The following is an 18,115-nucleotide window of genomic DNA, read 5'->3' as shown; positions in this document are numbered from 1 at the left end:
CTGCCCGGATCAATTTTTCTTCCCTACACCAGATTCACCACCACATGTCTGACGCCATTTTCAATATTGCCATTCCCCAGAACGAGCCGGTGCTGGCCTACGCCCCCGGCAGTCCCGAGCGCGAGGAACTGCAGCGCGCCCTGGAGGCCGCCAAATCCGAGGTCCGGGAGCTGCCCGCCTTCATCAACGGCGAACGGGTACTGGAAGGGGAAAAGGTAAGCGTCCATCCTCCCCACGAGCGCAAGCACACCCTGGGCCACTTCTACCGGGGTACGGATGAGCACGTACACCGCGCCATCGAGGCCGCCCTGTCCGCCAAATCCGGCTGGGAATCCCTGCCCTGGCAGCAGCGGGCCGCCGTTTTCCTGCGGGCCGCCGACCTGCTGGCCGGCCCCTTCCGCGCCCGGATGAACGCCGCCACTATGCTGGGGCAGAGCAAGAATGCCTACCAGTCGGAGATCGACGCCGTAGCCGAGCTGTGCGATTTCTTCCGCTTCAACGCCTACTTCCTGCAGGAGATCTACCGTGAGCAGCCGCTGCACTCACCCGCCGGGACCTGGAACCGCCTCGAGTACCGGGCGCTGGAAGGATTCGTACTGGCGATCACCCCGTTCAATTTCACCAGCATTGCGGCCAACCTGCCCGCGGCACCCGCGCTCTGCGGCAACACCGTCGTCTGGAAGCCGGCCGAAACCCAGATTTACTCCGCCGTCGTCATCATGGAGCTCTTCGAGGCGGCCGGACTGCCCAAGGGGGTCATCAACCTGATCTACACCGACGGGCCGCAGGTGGGTGACATCGTCTTCAAGCACCCGGACTTTGCCGGACTCCACTTCACCGGCTCCACCGGCGTCTTCCAGCAGCTCTGGAAAGAGATCGGCAACAACATCGCCAACTACCGCAGCTACCCCCGCATCGTAGGGGAAACCGGCGGCAAGGACTTCGTGGTGGCTCACCCCTCAGCCCGGGCCGAAGAGGTTGCCGTGGCGCTGCTGCGGGGAGCGTTCGAATTCCAGGGACAAAAGTGTTCCGCGGCCTCCCGAGCCTATCTACCCGCCTCCCTGTGGCCCGCCATCAAAGAGCGACTGCTGCAGGACCTGGAAACGGTGAAGATGGGCACCGTGGAGGATTTCGGCAACTTCGTCAACGCCGTCATCGACGAGCGGGCCTTCGACCGCATCGCCGGGTACATCGACGGGGCCCGCGACAACGATGCCGTGGAAATCATTGCCGGGGGCGACTACGACAAGTCCGAGGGCTACTTCATCCCCCCCACCGTGCTGCTGACCACCAACCCGCGGTCCACGACCATGGTAGAGGAGATTTTTGGCCCGGTACTTACCATCTACGTTTACGAGGACGATCAGTGGGAGGAAACCCTCAAACTGGTAGATACGACCTCTCCCTACGCCCTCACCGGCGCAATCTTCGCCACCGGCCGCGACGTCATTGAATCAGCCTCCAAGGCCCTCCGCAACGCCGCCGGCAACTTCTACGTCAACGACAAGCCCACCGGTGCCGTCGTCGGACAGCAACCCTTCGGCGGGGCCCGGGCCTCCGGCACCAACGACAAGGCCGGCAGTGCCCTGAACCTTCACCGCTGGATCAGCCCCCGGTTGATCAAGGAGAATTTCGTGCCACCGGTCGATTACCGCTACCCCTTCCTGGGATAAGCGGAGGGCCTTCCTGACGGGTGCAAACCTGTCATGCCGCTGCCTTCTTTATGCCTTCGCGCCCCCCCGGCCAAGTGGCCGGGGGGGCGTGTTTGTACAGATAGGCCGGACGGTGTAGCTTTGTTGTACGGCAGTCGTGCCGTAAATCGTGGCGGCGGGCTGGTTGGAGCCAAATAAGCGGCCCCCCTCCAGCGTTCAGCTACCTGACGAAGGGAACGTCTTCGATCGCCACACCAGCCCAACCGGGATGCCCCCTCACCCCGGGGCCCCAGGCGGGATGCCGGCCCCCTCCCTTTCGGCGCTAACTCCTACAATTTGTCGGTTAGCTCCTAACTCCGTGAAATGAGCATGTTGTGAAGTATAGAACTGATATTGACGGTTTGCGGGCGCTGGCCGTGGTGGCGGTGATTTTGTTCCACCTCGGCTTTCTGCCCAACGGCTACCTCGGGGTGGACGTCTTTTTCGTCATCAGCGGCTACCTGATCACGAGCATCGTCTACGGGCGCTCCGAGAAAGGGAAGTTCTCCATCATCGACTTCTACGAGCGCCGCATCCGCCGCATCATCCCCCTCTTGTTGGTGGTATCTACCATCGCTTTTCTGCTCGGGCTGGTGTACATGCTGCCCGACGACCTGGAGAACCTCTGCCAGAGTGTCGTGGCCTCCAACGTCTCGGCGAACAACATCCTCATGTATCTGACGTCAGCGGATTACTGGGCCGTGAAGAACGACTACAAGCCCCTGATGCATACCTGGAGCCTGGGCATTGAAGAGCAGTTCTATCTCGTATATCCCTTCCTGTTCTACGTCCTGAGTGGTCCGCGCCTCAAGTACATCAAGCACGTGCTGATTGCGCTCACGGCGGTTTCCCTGATCGCTTTCCTGCTGCAGGACAGCGTGGCGGCTACCTTCTACTTCATTCAATACCGCTTCTTTGAGCTGGCCATTGGCGGACTGGGAGCCATTCTGTTCAGCAAGGTAGTGATCGAGCGGTACCAGCAGGGGCGTATGCTGCTGTACGGGCTGCTGGCCGCCTTGGCGCTCATTCTCTTCCTGCCCATCGTGCCGACCAACGAATTGCGGGTGCTGTTGACCACCATGATTACCGTCGGGATCCTCATCGTCGGCAAGCAGTACTTCGAGGGCGACCGCCTCTACGCCGCCCTGATGGCCAACCCCGTGGCGGCCTTCATCGGTAGCATCAGCTTCAGCCTGTATATGTGGCACCAGCTGATCTTTGCCTTTGCCCGCTACGCCTTCCTGGAAGAAATCACCCCCGGATGGGCGGTGGCGCTAACCGGCCTGACCTTGGTGATGTCGGTCATCACCTACTACGGCATCGAGAACCCCTTCCGCGACCGCAAGGTCATGTCGACGCGGACCGTGCTGCTGTTCACCGGGGGGCTGTTCCTGCTGAGTACGGGTTCCGCTTTCTACGTCTATACCATCGGCGGTATCGTCAAGGATTATCCCCAACTGGCCCTGTACCGCGACCAGCTGCCCGACCAGCGTAACTTCCTCAGTGGCTCGGACAACATCCACATCAGCTACAACGAGAATGTATGGGACCTGGACCGCGATTTCACGGCTGGTACCGACCGGATCAAGACCCTGGTGGTAGGCAATAGTTTCGGAAGAGACGCCACGAACCTGATGCTGGAATCTTCGATGAGCGATTCCCTCGAGGTGAGGTACGCAGAATGGAAGGAACTCCGCGAACGGCCGGAGATGAAGGCCCGCCTGCTGGCGGCCGACCGGATCATTCTGGCGGCCCAGACCTACATCGATCGCGACTACCTGACCTCCCTTGAGGAAGCCCACGACATTACGATCGACCGCGACAAGGTATGGATGTTGGGCACCAAGGACTTCGGATACAGCAACGGCATCCACTACAACCGTACGGACGGCGGGACCGATTTCCAGAACTACCGCACCGCCATGAAGGGCGACGTGCTGAGCATCAACGAGCAACTGCGCGAGGAGTGGGGCGACCGCTACATCGACCTGATTGCCCTGTTGGCCAACGACGAGGGGCGGATACTGGTCTTTACCCCCGATGGAAAGTTCATCAGCCAGGACACCGTCCACCTGACCCGTTCGGGGGCCCGCTACCTGGCGCAGCGGCTGGAAGACCGCTTTGCGGAGATCTTCCGCGGTTAGGTCGACGGCGGGCACCCACGAAAGGGGCCGACCCGGTTAAATCCGGCCGCGGGTAATGGATTCCACCGCCTCGGGGTTGAGCAGGGTAGAGGTATCGCCCAGTCCGTCGGTTTCCCCGCTGGCTACTTTTCGCAGGATGCGCCGCATGATTTTCCCGGAACGGGTCTTGGGCAGCTCCTCTACGAACTGGATCTTGTCGGGCTTGGCGATGGGTCCGATTTCGTGACGCACGGTTTCGATGATTTCCTCCCGCAGGCGGTCGGCATCGTGTTGGCCGGGTGACAGGATAACGTAGGCATAGATGCCCTGTCCCTTGATCTCGTGGGGGTAACCCACCACGGCCGTCTCCACTACCAGGGGGTGCTCGTCAATGGCATTTTCTACCTCCGCGGTGCCCATCCGGTGGCCGCTGACGTTGATGACGTCGTCCACGCGGCCAACGATGCGGTACATGCCGTTCTTGTCGCGCCGGGCCCCGTCGCCGGTGAAGTACATTCCCGGTACGGTACTGAAGTAGGTGTTCCGGCACCGCTCGTGGTCCCCCCAGGTGGTGCGCAGTATTCCCGGCCAGGGGAACTTCACGCAGAGCAATCCGCTTTCCGGATTGGCGGTGAGTTCTTCTCCGGTATTCTTGTCGACCAGGGCCATCTGGATGCCCGGCAGGGGGTAGCCGGCGAAGGTGGCCTTCTGGGGGCTCAGTCCGCCCAGCCCCGAGATCATAATACCTCCGGTTTCGGTTTGCCACCAGGTATCCACAATGGGGACCTGCCCCTTGCCCACCTTTTCGTGGTACCACTCCCAGGCCTCCTCGTTGATGGGCTCACCTACGGAGCCGATCACCTTGAGGGCGGACAGGTCGTGCCCTTCAACGAAGTCGTCGCCCTGGGCCATCAGGGCCCGCAGGGCAGTGGGGGCGGTGTAGAACTGGTTCACGCCGTGCTTTTCGCACACCTTCCAGAAACGGCCCGCGTCAGGGTAGGTGGGGACTCCCTCGAACATCATGGTGGTGGCACCGCACAGCAGGGGGCCGTAGAGGATGTAGCTGTGGCCGGTGATCCAGCCAATGTCGGCGGTACACCAGTAGACGTCGCCGTCGCTGTACTGAAAGACGTTGCGGAAGGTATAGGCGGTGTACACCATATATCCGCCGCAGGTATGCACCACGCCCTTCGGCTTGCCGGTGCTGCCTGAGGTGTAGAGAATGAACAGGACGTCTTCGGCATCCATAGGCTGCGGCGGGCAGTCCGTTGGCTGCTGATCCACCGCCTCGTGGAACCAGCAGTCGTAGCTGGGGTCCCAGGCAACGTCTTCGCCGGTATTGCGGTGTACGAGCACCGTCTCGACGCTGGGGCAGCCAATGGCGAGGGCTTCGTCGACCACCTCCTTGACGGGGATGTTCTTGCGGCCGCGGCGGTTGTAATCCGAGCAGATGATCACCTTGCAGTCCGCATCGTTTACGCGGTCGGCCAGGGCCTGGGCACTGAAGCCGGCAAAGACTACCGAGTGGACGGCCCCGATGCGGGCGCAGGCCAGCACCGAAACGGCCAGTTCCGGAACCATGGGCATATAAAAGCACACGCGGTCGCCCTTCGCCACGCCGAGCTCACGCAGGGCATTGCTCACCTGGCATACCCGGGCGTGCAACTGCCGGTAGGTGAGGCGGACGACCTCGTCGCCGGGCTCATTAGGTTCGAAGAGGATGGCCACCTGGTCACCGCGATCCACAAGGTGGCGGTCCAGACAGTTTTCCGTGATGTTCAGCTTTCCTCCGCTGAACCACCGGACCTCGGGGTCGGTAAAGTTCCAGGACAGCACCTCGTCCCAGGGCTTCTGCCAGGTGAAGGTGGCGGCCTCCGCGGCCCAGAAGGCTTCGGGGTCGTCGACGCTGCGCTGGTAGACTTCGCGGTACTCGTCAAAACTGGTAATCTGGTGGGGTAGTGTGTTGGGCATGATCTTCGAGGTTCGGCAGCCAAGATATAGAATGCCGACCGATGGGCCCGCCGGTACAATGCCGGGGAAATCATACCCACGGAGAATTATTTTTCTCAAATTCCGGAATCGTACAAACCGCAGGGACTATTTTCAATTGTCTACCGTAAGCAGATCAGCACAACAACACACATGGGGCCACACACTACACACTTGAACATCTTTACCCTCTTGCTGTGCCTTACCGGGGCTGGGCTAATGGGGCAAACGACCTATCCTTCCTGGACCACCATCGGACACGCGAACTATCCCCGGGCGGAAGGGCAAATGGTATCCCACCAGGGCAAGTTCTACCTCTTCAATGGCTTCACTACCGACGTAGCCTACTTGAACGAGAACGAGCGGTATGACCCCGTCACCAATACCTGGACCAAGTTGGCCAGCATCCCCCTGAACCCGGACGGGTCCTACCAGGGCACCACCCACGTAGGCATCGCCGTGGTGGACGACGACATCTGGTTGCTCGGAGGACGCTCGGGCAACTACGGATACGAGGTGTCGGAAAAAATCTGGATTTACAACGTCACCCGCAACGACTGGCGCCTCGGCCCGGAGCTGCCCGTTAAGCGCGGCGGCGGCGGGCTGGCCCGCCTGGGGCGCACCCTCCACTACGTAGGCGGGTTCGACTACCGTTCGGCCTGCGACGTGGACGACCACTGGGTGTACGACCTGGACAATCCCGCCGCCGGGTGGCAGGATTTCAGCAAGACTTCCCCCATGCCCCTGGCCCGCAACCACTTCGGGACGGCCACCCTCGGCGGCAAGCTGTATGCCGTGGCCGGCCAGCACGACCACGAAGCCTGTCTGAGGGGCAAGAACCTGACCTACGTGCACCGCTATGACCCCTACACCGACAGTTGGGAACGGCTCGCGGATCTACCCTTCGTCAACTCCCACACCGAGCCCAGTACCTTCGCGTACAACGGCAAGATCTACGTACTGGGCGGACAGGGGCAGGAGAGTCGCAAGGTATGCGAGTACGATCCTGAGACGAATACCTGGAAGATCCTGACCGATATGGAGCTGCCCCTGCGGCTGATCGCCCCGGGCGCCCGCGTCCACGACGGCAACCTCTTCGTGATGACCGGCGGTGAAGTGGCCGTGAACCAGGCCCGTTCGCATACCCGCGTGAAGACCTTCGCCCCCAATCAAACGGTACGCCTGGGCTTTCACCCCGCCACCCTGCCCGTAAGCGGTACGGAGCGGACTACCACGGAGGTGATTGTGGCCAACTTCAGCGCCGAGGATGAGATAGCCTACCAGATCGAGACCACTAATCTGCCCGCCTGGCTGAGCATCGACCGCAGCAGCGGTAAAGCCCGGGAGTCGATGGGTGAGGTGGAAATCACCGTGGATCCGCGGAACCTGCCTTTGGGCAGCTACCAGTACAACCTGCGCGCCACGGCGCCCGGTTACGAGGCGGCCACCCTGCCCATCAGCTTCACGGTCGGCCAGCCCGCCTCTTCGGCCGAACGCTACATCGCCTACCGGGAAGTGGAGTGCGCAACCGTCGGCAGCAATTGGGTGGTGGGACAGGCCAGCGGAGCCTCCAATGGCAACTACGTAACCATCAAGCCCGGCCTGAACAGCACCAGCGGTCCACCGGCCGACGTGGCCGCCAACCGCATCAGTTTCACCTTTAACCTGCCGCGCAGCGACCAGTACCAGTTCTTCGCCCGCGTTTCGGCCGACAATACCTCCGACGACTCCTTCTACTACCGCGTGAACGGCGGGAGCTGGGTCCAGTGGGGATCCGGACTGGTAACCGGCAACGGGACCTACGGCTGGCGACAGGCCCCCGTGACGGGATTCACCCTGCCGGCAGGCACTGCCACGATCGACTTCGTCTACCGGGAGGACGGACTGAAGTTCGACAAGATCCTGCTGACCTCCCTCAGCAAGATGCCTACGGGCATGGGCGGCTCCGACGCCACTTGTGGCGCTACTCCGGATCCCGGTACGCCGCCGCCCCCCCCGCCGCCTTCCGAATTTGCCGCCTACCGGGAAATGGAGTGCGCCACGGTGGGCAGTAACTGGCTGGTACAATCCTCCACTGCTGCCTCCAATGGTTCCTACGTCACCATCAAGCCGGGGCTGAACAGTACGGGAGGCCCTCCGACGGACAACGCCGCCAACCAGGTCCGCTTCCAGTTTGAGGTGCCCCAAAGCGGTCAGTTCAACTTCTTCGCCCGGGTTTCGGCGGACAATACCTCCGATGACTCCTTCTACTACCGCTTCAACGGAGGCAACTGGGTACGCTGGTATTCCGGCCTGGTGACCGGCAATGGCACCTACGACTGGCGTAAGGCTCCCACTTCTGGCTTCGCGCTGCCGGCGGGTACCGCTACCCTGGACATTGCTTACCGGGAGGATGGACTCAGGCTAGATAAGATCCTGCTGACCACCCGCACGGAAGCCCCCACCGGAATGGGCGATGCCGACGGTAGCTGTGGCAACAACCCCGCGCCGGAACCTGAGCCCGAACCGGAACCCGAGCCCACCCCGACCGAATTCACCAAATGGTGGGAGGCCGAGTGCGGTCAGAACGCCGGCCGCTGGACCACGGCCTCCGCCGCCGGGGCTGCCAACGGGAAATACGTCTACTGGCAGGGCGACCACCACTACGCCATGCCCGCAGCAACAACTTCCCCCGACCACCTGAACTTTACCGTGTCCTTGGCGGAGGCAGGAACCTACCACCTCTTCGCCCGCCTGAACGCCATCGACAACAGCCGCAATTCCCTGTGGATCAGGGTGGACCAGGGCAACTGGCTCAAGATGTGGAAGGATGAGGACGGTAGCAACATGCTTACCCAGGGCTTCGAATGGCGGAAGGTCAACGACGATACCCGTCCGGTAGCCCTTTCACTGGCCGCAGGCAACCACACCATTACGGTTGCGAACCGGGAAGCGGGCACCCAGCTGGACAAGCTCCTGCTATCAACTTCGGCCACCCTGCCCAGCGGTACCGGAGGCACCGACCCGAACTGCAGTCAACCCCAGGCCATCGCCGCTTACCCCAGTGCCGTGGCAAGCCCGGTCCGGGCCGCCAATTCACTGGAGGTTTTCCCCAACCCCGCCAGCCACGAACTGCGCTTCCACCTGGAAGGGGCGGTCACCGGGCGCACCGAACTGCTGCTGACCGACCTCAACGGCCGGGTAGTGGAGCGACGGAGCTACGAAAAAGACGGTGAAGTGCTGGCGGACGCGATCGACGTCAGTCGGTTGCCCGCAGGCGTCTACCAGCTTTACCTGATCAACGGGCGGGAGCGGCTTATCCGGCCGTTTGTGAAAGGCCGGTAGTGAGGAAACGGAGGGTATCCACCCCGTCAGCGTAGTCGGTCAGCTCCGGTCGCTGGGCCGTACCGAAGGCGTGGGTGGGTACCTCGAGAACACCGGGTTCCGCAACGACGAGCTGGATTTCTTCGGCCCGTTCCCGCAGCTCGCGTTCCACGTCGGCGGAATCGCGGTAATACGCATAGTAGAGTCCGGCAATGTGGCTGGCCATGTCCCCGTCCTCCCGCAGGATGATGCTGCCATTGTGCAGGAAAGCTTCCTTGTTCAGGGTGAGCAGGGCGAAGTTGTAGTCAAAATTGTTCTTCCACTTCGTGTGGTTCTGGTAGTGTTTCCACTCGTGCAGGACTTCCAGCAGGGGGGTGAAGTCGTAGCCCTCGGGAACGTACAACTTGGAAACATTACGGCAGCCCAGACCGAAGTAGGCGAAGATGTCGTCGCCAAGTGCCCGCAGCTGATCCTCCGTCTCCTGTCCCGTCAGTATCGCCACGGCATTGCGGTTGCGGCGGATAATGTGGGGGTAGTTGCCGAAGTAGGATTCGAAATAGCGGCTGCTGTTGTTGCTTCCCGTAGCGATGATGGCGTCGAAGCCAGACAGGTTTTCCACGACTCCGAAGTAGGATTCAGCCGCGGCATCGAAGCGCGTCAGCAGTTTGAGCAGGTACGGCAGTACGTAAGGGTCCTTGCTGCTGAGCTTGATCTGCGAACGGTGGCCGGCCACGAACACGCTGACGACGTCGTGGATGCCGACCAGGGGAATATTGCCCGCCAGTACCAGGCCAACCGTCCGATCGGGCGCGGACGCGGGTGCCGTGATGGGGTAATCCTGCGCCCAGGCCCGCAGTTTTTTGCCGTCAAGCAGATAATCCGCCACGGCCTGCAGCGCCCGCTGCTGCTGGGCCAGGGTAAACCAGCCATTGTTGAATTCCGTCCGCTTCATCAGGGCGGTAAGAAACTCATCCTCGCCATCGCGGAGGTGGTCGCCCAGGCGGGCCAACAGGTCAATACGTGCATCGAGCGTCATAGCAATGGGGTTGACCGGCCGGACCGACCGGTTCACTAGGGTACAAATTTATTTTGCCATGGTTGACCGATGGTGACCTTCTGCGTCTCAAAGGGAAAGGGGTGAGCAACGAGGAGTTTAACGACACCTTAGGATATGGTACCACGAACATCAACGAATCCGTCCCGTTGGAAATAAGTAGTACACCGAGCTGAAATTTGACCTGTTCCCTGACCCAAGCATCCGTATTTCCTGGAGGTAATGACCAACAAGGGAACACCGACGGCTCCAGCATCAGTTAAAACTTTACCTTGGCTACGGATGATTTGACCACGATCCTGCTTCCCTTTATATGGAAGGCAGCTCCTTCTCTACTCCCAGTACAAGTGTTTCTGACCCCCAAATAAAGCATATTGATGAACAACTCTACTTCCTTGTTTGGCAACCGCTGCGGCGGTGTTGCCACCCTCACGCTGCTCCTGCTTCTTGGAATAGCTTTTACTCAGTCGGCATTTGCCCAGAACGCCTACAAGGCACCCTTCGCCGCCTACCTGGAGGCGGAGTGCGCTGAAGTTGGCGACAATTGGATCTCCAAAAAAGATACCCTGGCTGCCCAGGATTCTTTTGTCGTGATCAAGCCCGGATTCATATCCATGACGGCCGCCCCCCAGGACATTCCTGCCAACCGGGTGCGGTTCCGGCTGAACGTGCTGGAAAGCGATGACTACCACATTTGGGGTCGCGTCCGCTCCGCCGGCCCCGACGAGGACTCCTTTTGGGTACGCATCAACGGCGGCAACTGGGTACAATGGTCCAACCGCCTTCGGGATAAGGACACCTGGAACTGGCGGGAAGTCGCCGGTAGCCCCTTTGCTGCTCCGGCCGGTGAAATGATCATCGATTTTGCCTTCCGGGAGCCGAATACCCGCCTGGACAAGATCTACGTGAGCTCGATGCGCGCTTCCCCCTCCGGACTGGGCGGGCCGGCCATCAACTGTGGTACGGAGACCGACTGTACCCGCTTCCCCGAAGCCTGTAAAAGCGCCGCCTGGATCGAAGCGGAATGCGGCTTCCTCGAAAGCGCGGTCAAGTACACCGTCAGCCCCAACGCTTCCAATGGTGGTTACCTGAAGGCCCTGCAACCCAGCAACCTGAAGGTGCCTACCTCCACCGGACTGAGCGACCAGATCACTTTTGATCTGGAACTGGAGGAAGCCGGTACCTACTACCTCTACTTCCTCATCAACGCCCAGGACGTAGGCTCGAACTCCTTCTGGGTAAAACTGGACGGTTACGACTGGATCGACTTTTCCTACGAGATTGGCGGTGCCGACCTGAAAACCAAGGGTTTTGAATGGCGAATGGTGAACGTTCTGGGTGATTCCACCAAGTTTGACCTTTCCCCGGGTATGCATACCCTCACCGTGGCCAAGCGGGAGGCCGATACCCAGCTCGACAAGATCTACCTGGGTCGGGAATCGACCAAGCCCACCGGTTTCGGCAAATTCAGCCTGAACTGCGTCGGCAACGCCCTGACGCCAACCCGTCCGCCCCTGGATGTTGCGAATGCCGTCTCCCTGTATCCCAACCCGGTGACCGACCGCGTGACCTTCTCGCTGGACAACCGGACCGCCGGACCACTTTCCGCCGCCGTTTATGACTTCGGCGGACGCCGGTTGCTGGAGCGCAGCTACGGATCCACCGCCGCCCGCTTTCAGGGTGAATTGGACGTGGCTACCCTGCCCGCCGGCGTGTACCGCCTGGTGGTCACTACGGACGCCGGTCTGGTCAGCCAGACTTTCGTGAAACGGTAACTACGGTTCTATACTCCGGGAAGACTCAGTCTTTCCCCTCGCTGGCGCGCTGCCTGAGCAAGGCCATATTCCGATCCGGAATACTGGCCGCTCCCGGGTAGCGCGCCAGTGCTTTTGCCACACTGTCCACCCGCAGCAACTGCACGGTGGGGTAGGGCGCCCGGTTGGTGGCGTTGGCCGGGTCGTCGGCCGGGACGTCGGCAAAGCGATAACGGGGATGGAAGTGGGCCAACTGGATCAGTTCCGCGGCCCCGGATTGGTCGAGCAGCTGTTCGAGCTCCTCCTCAAAGTCCAGGAAATCCTCAAAATCGTCCAGCCCGTCGGGAAAGATCAGCAGACTGGTGTCCACCACCGCCGGGCTCTGGTCCAGCAGCCATTGCACCTGCGCCCCCGCCCAGTAGAAAGCGGCCTCGGCTTCTACTTCGGGGCAAAGCTGGTAGACTACCTGGCCGGCGGACAGCACGGGAGCCGCAAAGGGACAAAGCCCCAGGCCCACCACGAAGTCCTCCACCCAGCGGCGGGTATCCTCGACCGGGCTCACGACTCCAGCAGGTTATTGTGGCGGCGGTGCCCTACGTAGGTGCGCCAGCGTTCCAGGCAGTCGTGCATATCCTGCGGCAGCTCGCTGTCGAAGTGGACGTACTCCCGGGTAGTGGGGTGGATGAAACCGATGCTCTTGGCGTGCAGCGCCTGCCGGGGGCACATCTCCATGCAGCGCTCCACGAAGCTTTTGTACTTGCTGTAGACCGTGCCCTTAATGATGCGGTCGCCGCCGTACTTCTCGTCCATGAAGACGGGGTTGCCAATACTCTTCATGTGGACGCGGATCTGGTGGGTGCGCCCCGTTTCCAGCTTGAGCTCACAGAGGCTGACGTAGTAGAGGTCTTCGAGGGTGCGGTAGTGGGTAATTGCCTTCTTGCCTTCTTCTTCCTCATCGAAGACCGTGTAGTTCTGCCGCACGCGGGGGTGGCGGCCGATGTTCCGGTCGATGGTTCCGTCGGCAGGGTCGGGGCTACCCCAGACGATGGCCTGGTAGGTGCGGTCGATGCTGTGATCGAAGAACTGCCGCGCGAGGTGGCTCATGGCCTCGTCCGTCTTGGCAATTACCAGGAGCCCGGAGGTGTCCTTATCGATGCGGTGTACGAGCCCCACGCGGTCGTCGTCGTTGCCGGGCAGGACGGGGATGTCGTCCTCGTGGCGCAGGTAGTGGGCCAGGGCGTTTACCAGGGTGCCGGAGGGGTTGCCTACCCCGGGGTGGACCACCATGCCGGGTGGTTTGTGGACGATCATCAGGGCGTCGTCCTCGTAGCGGATGTCCAGGGGAATGGCCTCCGGGATCAGTCCTTCGGGGCGGTCGGCGTGGCGGGGGATGATCACGGTGATGCGTTCCCCGGGCGACAACTTGTGGTTGGGCTTCACCTGCTGTCCGTCGACCAGGATGCTGCCGGAGCGGATGCCGTTCTGTACCCGGTTGCGACTGACGCGCGGGAGCTTGTCGGTGACGAACTTGTCGATCCGCACCGGCGACTGCTTCGGGTCAACCAGGATTTCCTGTACCTCGAACAGCTCCTCGTTGTCTGCTTCTTCTTCCATACGGCAAAGGTAGTTCGCGGCGCTTAACCCCGGTTGGTGGCCATTCCAATGGCAGCAGGATAACCCTCCATGGGGGAACCGTATATTAGTGCGCTCGATTCCCAATCCAATCCTCAGCGCCGCCCGGCCACGGTGGCCGCCTGCAAGAGAACACCCCATGAAACAAGCCAGCATTGCCGTCAAGGACCCCCGCGTGCCTACCTTCAACCCCGCCCACCAGGTACCCCTGGTAGCCGCTTCGAGCTTCGTTTTTGACACCCTGGAACAGGGCATCGACATTTTCGACGGGGTAGAGAAGGGGCACATCTATGGCCGCTTCGGCAACCCCACGGTGGACGCCGCAGCCGACAAGATCGCTGCCCTGGAAAACCATGGGCTGAAGGGGGAGGCCTACGGGCTGTTCTGCTCCAGCGGAATGGCGGCCATCGCTACCGTGCTGACGGGACTCTGCCAGCCGGGGCAGGTTATCCTCACCCAGGCTGATCTCTACGGCGGCAGCAGCGCCCTCATTGACAATATGGCTACCCGGGGCATCCGCCGCATCACGGCCGACCTGCGCGATATCGAAGGCGTGGAAGACATTCTCGCCGACCAGCCGGAGGTGAGCGTCATCTACGTGGAAACGCCGAGCAACCCCACCCTGCGGTGCATCGACCTGATGGTGCTGGCCAATCTGGCCCACCATTACGAAGCCCGGTTGGTGGTGGACAACACCTTCGCCACCCCGATCGCCCAGCAGCCGCTGCGCCACGGGGCCGACGTGGTGCTGCACAGTACCACCAAATACCTGAACGGCCACGGCACCGGCGTAGCGGGCGCCATCGTGTGCCGCGACCGTGAGCTGCTGGAAAATACCTTCGTGCCCATCCATCGCCTTTACGGGGGTACCGGCAATCCCTGGGACGCCTGGCTGGTGCTCAACGGCCTAAAGACCCTGAGCCTGCGCATGGAGCGCCATTCGGAGAACGCCCAGCGGGTGGCGGAGTACCTGTACCGCCACCCTCGGGTGCGGGAGGTGAACTATCCGGGACTGCCCGACCACCCCGACTGCTCCACGGTTGGTAAACAGATGACCCTCAATGGAGGCATGCTCAGCTTTGAACTCGACGGCGGGCTGGAGGATGCCAAGCGGTTCATGAACCGGCTGAAGTTCTGCACCCTGACGCCGACCCTCGGCGACGTGGATACCCTGGTGCTCCACCCGGCCACCATGAGCCACCGAAGCATCGACCGCGAGACGCGGCTGGCCCACGGCATCACCGACGGACTGGTGCGGCTCAGCATCGGCATCGAAGCGGTGGAGGACATCCTGGTCGACCTGGAACAGGCGCTGGACTGACCCGCTCTGCTGGCGCTTCGCTACCGCAGCGGTACTGACTATCTTTGCCGGTCCAAATACCCCTTATGTCCGCCAAAGCCACATACGACAGCCGCCAGGTAGAAAAGAAATGGTACGCCCACTGGATGGAGCACGACTACTTCCGCAGCGTGCCCGATGAGCGGGAACCCTACACCATCGTGATCCCGCCACCGAACGTGACCGGAGTGCTGCACATGGGGCATATGCTGAACAACACCATTCAGGATATTCTCATCCGCAAGGCCCGCCTGGACGGAAAGAACGCCTGTTGGGTGCCCGGCACGGACCACGCCAGCATCGCCACCGAAGCCAAGGTGGTCCGGAAACTGCGGGAACAGGGAATCAAGAAGTCGGACATCGGCCGGGAAGAGTTCCTCAAGCACGCCTTCGCCTGGAAGGAGGAGTACGGCGGCATCATCCTTCAGCAGTTGCAGCTGCTCGGTGCCAGCTGCGACTGGTCGCGCACCCGCTTCACCATGGAGCCGAAGCTGTACGCCGCCGTCATCAAGGTCTTCGTGATGCTCTATAAGCGGGGCAAGCTCTACCGCGCCCAGCGGATGACGAACTGGGACCCCGAGGCCCAGACCGTGCTCAGCAACGAGGAGGTCATCCACACCGAAGAGAACGCAAACCTCTACCACGTGCGCTACCGCATGGAGGGCACCGACGATACCTACCTGACCATCGCCACCAGCCGCCCGGAAACCATCATGGCCGATACGGCCGTGGCGGTCCACCCCGACGACGAGCGCTACAAGAAATTCCACGGCCGCAAGGTGGTCGTGCCCCTGGTGAACCGGGTGGTCCCCGTCATCCCCGACGACTACGTCGACCCCGAGTTCGGCACCGGAGCCCTCAAGATCACCCCCGCCCACGACCCCAACGACTACGCCCTGGGAGAGAAGTATGGCCTGGAGGTGATCGACACCATCAACGCCGACGGCAAGATGAACGAGCTGGCCCAGTTTGCCGTGGGCCTGAGCCGGGAAGACGCCCGCGTGGAGATCATCAAGCTGCTCAAGGAAAGCGGCGACCTCATCAAGATCGAGCAGTACCGCACCAAGATCGGCCGCAGCGAGCGCACCAACGCCGTGGTGGAGCCCCGCCTCACCCTGCAGTGGTTCATGAAAATGGATGAGACGGCCGCCACCGCCCTGGAGGCCGTGGAGTCCGGAGAGGTGAAGTTCCACCCCGACAGCATGGTCAATATGTACCGCTCCTGGCTGCAGGAGGACAACGTCCGCGATTGGTGCATCAGCCGCCAGCTCTGGTGGGGACAGCGCATTCCGGCCTGGTACCACGGCGATGAGGTCTACGTGGCCGAAACCGTCGAGGAAGCCCTCGAGGAAGCCCGCCACCACCACCCGGGCCTGACGATCGACGACCTGCAGCAGGACGAGGACGTGCTCGATACCTGGTTCTCTAGCTGGCTCTGGCCCATGTCCGTCTTCGATGGCTTCGGGGAGGACAAGACCGAGCTGAAGTACTACTACCCGACCAATGACCTGGTGACCGGCTGGGACATCATGTTCTTCTGGGTGGCCCGCATGATCATGGCCGGCTACGAATTCAGCGAGGACCTCCTCGGCAAGGAGTTCGTGGAAAAGCATGGTCGCCAGCCCTTCCGCGACGTATACTTCACCGGCATGGTCCGCGATGAAAAGCGCCGCAAGATGTCGAAGTCGCTCGGCAACAGTCCCGATGCCCTGGAACTGCTGGATACCTACGGGGCCGACGGCGTCCGCTACGGCATGCTGTCCAGCGCCGCGGCCGGCAACGACATCATCTTTGATGCACCCATCTCCGACGGTGAGGTGCTGAACCAGAGCCAGCTCTGCGAGCAGGGCCGCAAGTTCTGCAACAAGATCTTCAACGCCAACCGCCTCATCCAGAACTTTGCGGTCGCCGACCGGACCCCGGATCCGGCCGCGGAGCTCGCTACCCGCTGGATCGAGGCACGGCTCAACGCCACCATCACCGAGGTAGATCGCCTCATGGCCGAGTACCGCCTCAGCGAGGCCATGGTCACCCTCTACCGCCTGATCTGGAGCGATTTCTGCAGCTGGTATCTGGAGGCCATCAAGCCCTCCGACGGCACCCTCAGCCGTACCACCTACGACGCGGCAATCGGGGTGTTCGAGCGGATGATGACCCTGTTGCATCCCTTCATGCCCTTCGTCACCGAGGAGGTCTGGCACCAGCTGCGGGACCGCAACGAGGGGGAGGACTGCATCGTCAGCCGCTGGCCGGAAGCCGGGTCGTTCGACGCCGGACTGCTGCGCGACTTCGGCCGCCTGCAGGACGCCGTCAGCCATATCCGCGACGTCCGCAACCAGCGGGGGATTTCCCACGGGGAGGCTCTTTCCCTGGCCGTCAAGCGCAGTCCGGAAAGCGAGCAGTTGCTGGGCGCGGACGCGGGTGCCGTAGCCTTTCTCAAAAAAGCCGGGGTGTTGGGCTCCGTGGACCTGGTGGACACCGCCTCCGACAATGGCCTGCCTTTCTTGCTGGGCAACGATACGGCCTACCTCATCCTGAACGAGGAGGTGGACCTGGCCGCCGAACGCGCCAAGACCGAGGAGGAACTGAACCGTCTGCGCGGCTTCCTCAAGGGGGTGGAAAAGAAACTGGGGAACGAACGCTTCGTGGCCAACGCCCCCGCCGAGGTCGTGGAACTGGAACGTAAAAAGCAGGCCGACGCCCGCGCCAAGATCGCCAGTCTCGAGAAGATGCTGTAAGGTAGACGCCTAGCAGGCCGAGTCATCATACTACCAAATGAAAAACCGCTCGTCAAAAGTGAAGGGCTCCAGTGCCTCGAGCTGAATTTGGTCAGCGGTATGGTGTGAAGGATTGATGAGGATGTTGTGCTCACCGGGGATAAGGACGGAAGGAACCTTCCAGGCCAGACAGGCTCGGGAATCCAGCCAGGCTTTGCCCGCTTCGGCAAAAAAGCGGTGGGTTGGCGGGTCCGGGTTTGCAGTAGAGAGGGCTTCCCCCTCATAGTCACTCACCTCACCGTCGGGCAGTCGCAGGGTGGCGATTATGAGGTCATCCGGAACGGTGCCGGGGCTCAGGTGGACCAGTACTTCGAGCGCGGCCAGCGACTTGTTCTCAGAGGTGTACAGCATGGCGTACCCCTTGGGGTTCCACCGGCCGCCGTAGAGCTTGGCTCCGGTGCCGCTGAGGTCACGGATGTATTGCTTCTTGGCGATGCGGTAAACGAGCATCCC

Annotated in this window: 11 protein-coding genes; 6 read left to right on the top strand and 5 right to left on the bottom strand. The window is 61.8% G+C overall.

All coding sequences use genetic code 11. The features are described 5' to 3' along the window. Positions 1–44 precede the first annotated feature (44 nt). Positions 45–1,673, top strand: coding sequence for an L-glutamate gamma-semialdehyde dehydrogenase (pruA, locus tag CGL56_RS01950; protein WP_099104809.1), 1,629 nt, complete (start codon positions 45–47; stop codon positions 1,671–1,673). A gap of 353 nt (positions 1,674–2,026) precedes the next feature. Next, a complete protein-coding gene (locus CGL56_RS01945; RefSeq protein WP_099104808.1) occupies positions 2,027–3,835 on the top strand; it encodes an acyltransferase family protein in 1,809 nt (602 codons plus the stop codon). Between the two features lie 36 nt (positions 3,836–3,871). Here the strand turns inward: CGL56_RS01945 and acs are convergent, their stop codons facing one another. Continuing rightward, positions 3,872–5,785 carry an acetate--CoA ligase gene (gene acs / locus CGL56_RS01940; protein ID WP_099104807.1) on the bottom strand — a complete coding sequence of 638 codons (1,914 nt, stop codon included), beginning with the start codon at positions 5,783–5,785 and terminating at the stop codon, positions 3,872–3,874. A 192-nt stretch (positions 5,786–5,977) separates the two neighbouring features. Between acs and CGL56_RS01935 the strand changes: the two genes are divergently transcribed. Continuing rightward, positions 5,978–9,127 carry a Kelch repeat-containing protein gene (locus tag CGL56_RS01935; RefSeq protein ID WP_167641519.1) on the top strand — a complete coding sequence of 1,050 codons (3,150 nt, stop codon included), beginning with the start codon at positions 5,978–5,980 and terminating at the stop codon, positions 9,125–9,127. Here the strand turns inward: CGL56_RS01935 and CGL56_RS01930 are convergent. After that, positions 9,099–10,142, bottom strand: a complete 1,044-nt coding sequence (locus CGL56_RS01930; protein WP_099105501.1) for an acyl-CoA reductase — start codon at positions 10,140–10,142, stop codon at positions 9,099–9,101. The two genes, CGL56_RS01935 and CGL56_RS01930, sit on opposite strands and share 29 nt — an antisense overlap. Before the next feature lie 395 nt (positions 10,143–10,537). On the opposite strand from CGL56_RS01930, the gene CGL56_RS01925 reads away from it, so the two are divergent. Further along, the gene (locus tag CGL56_RS01925) at positions 10,538–11,935 is read left to right on the top strand and encodes a T9SS type A sorting domain-containing protein (RefSeq protein WP_099104805.1); all 1,398 of its coding nucleotides are present in this window, start codon (positions 10,538–10,540) and stop codon (positions 11,933–11,935) included. 25 nt (positions 11,936–11,960) lie between these two features. On the opposite strand, the gene CGL56_RS01920 is transcribed toward CGL56_RS01925, so the two are convergent. After that, positions 11,961–12,476: a DUF1415 domain-containing protein gene (locus CGL56_RS01920; RefSeq protein ID WP_099104804.1), complete on the bottom strand. Its 516-nt coding sequence runs from the start codon at positions 12,474–12,476 to the stop codon at positions 11,961–11,963. Further along, positions 12,473–13,528 carry an RluA family pseudouridine synthase gene (locus CGL56_RS01915; RefSeq protein WP_099104803.1) on the bottom strand — a complete coding sequence of 352 codons (1,056 nt, stop codon included), beginning with the start codon at positions 13,526–13,528 and terminating at the stop codon, positions 12,473–12,475. Before CGL56_RS01915 ends, CGL56_RS01920 begins: the two co-directional genes overlap by 4 nt. A 157-nt stretch (positions 13,529–13,685) precedes the next feature. Here CGL56_RS01915 and CGL56_RS01910 point away from each other — a divergent pair, with 157 nt between their 5' ends. Together CGL56_RS01910 and CGL56_RS01905 are read left to right on the top strand one after the other, a co-directional pair. Further along, positions 13,686–14,867 carry a trans-sulfuration enzyme family protein gene (locus tag CGL56_RS01910; protein WP_099104802.1) on the top strand — a complete coding sequence of 394 codons (1,182 nt, stop codon included), beginning with the start codon at positions 13,686–13,688 and terminating at the stop codon, positions 14,865–14,867. 65 nt (positions 14,868–14,932) lie between these two features. Next, on the top strand, positions 14,933–17,623 hold the full coding sequence (locus tag CGL56_RS01905) for a valine--tRNA ligase (RefSeq protein ID WP_099104801.1): 2,691 nt from the start codon (positions 14,933–14,935) through the stop codon (positions 17,621–17,623). Positions 17,624–17,653: 30 nt separating this feature from the next. Here the strand turns inward: CGL56_RS01905 and CGL56_RS01900 are convergent, their stop codons facing one another. Continuing rightward, a complete protein-coding gene (locus CGL56_RS01900; RefSeq protein ID WP_099104800.1) occupies positions 17,654–18,112 on the bottom strand; it encodes an RES family NAD+ phosphorylase in 459 nt (152 codons plus the stop codon). Positions 18,113–18,115 lie beyond the last annotated feature (3 nt).

The sequence above is a fragment of the Neolewinella marina genome, from assembly GCF_002631205.1.
Taxonomy (GTDB): Bacteria; Bacteroidota; Bacteroidia; order Chitinophagales; family Saprospiraceae; genus Neolewinella; species Neolewinella marina.
The sequence above is the reverse complement of the archived record's forward strand: the minus strand, read 5'-3'. Positions and strand labels throughout refer to the sequence as shown.

Coding starts and splice junctions, on each gene's coding strand:
- CGL56_RS01900 (WP_099104800.1), bottom strand. CDS start 18,112: ATGCTCGTTTACCGCATCGCCAAGAAGCAATACATCCGTGACCTCAGC.
- CGL56_RS01905 (WP_099104801.1), top strand. CDS start 14,933: ATGTCCGCCAAAGCCACATACGACAGCCGCCAGGTAGAAAAGAAATGG.
- pruA (WP_099104809.1), top strand. CDS start 45: ATGTCTGACGCCATTTTCAATATTGCCATTCCCCAGAACGAGCCGGTG.
- CGL56_RS01910 (WP_099104802.1), top strand. CDS start 13,686: ATGAAACAAGCCAGCATTGCCGTCAAGGACCCCCGCGTGCCTACCTTC.
- acs (WP_099104807.1), bottom strand. CDS start 5,785: ATGCCCAACACACTACCCCACCAGATTACCAGTTTTGACGAGTACCGC.
- CGL56_RS01925 (WP_099104805.1), top strand. CDS start 10,538: ATGAACAACTCTACTTCCTTGTTTGGCAACCGCTGCGGCGGTGTTGCC.
- CGL56_RS01915 (WP_099104803.1), bottom strand. CDS start 13,528: ATGGAAGAAGAAGCAGACAACGAGGAGCTGTTCGAGGTACAGGAAATC.
- CGL56_RS01930 (WP_099105501.1), bottom strand. CDS start 10,142: ATGACGCTCGATGCACGTATTGACCTGTTGGCCCGCCTGGGCGACCAC.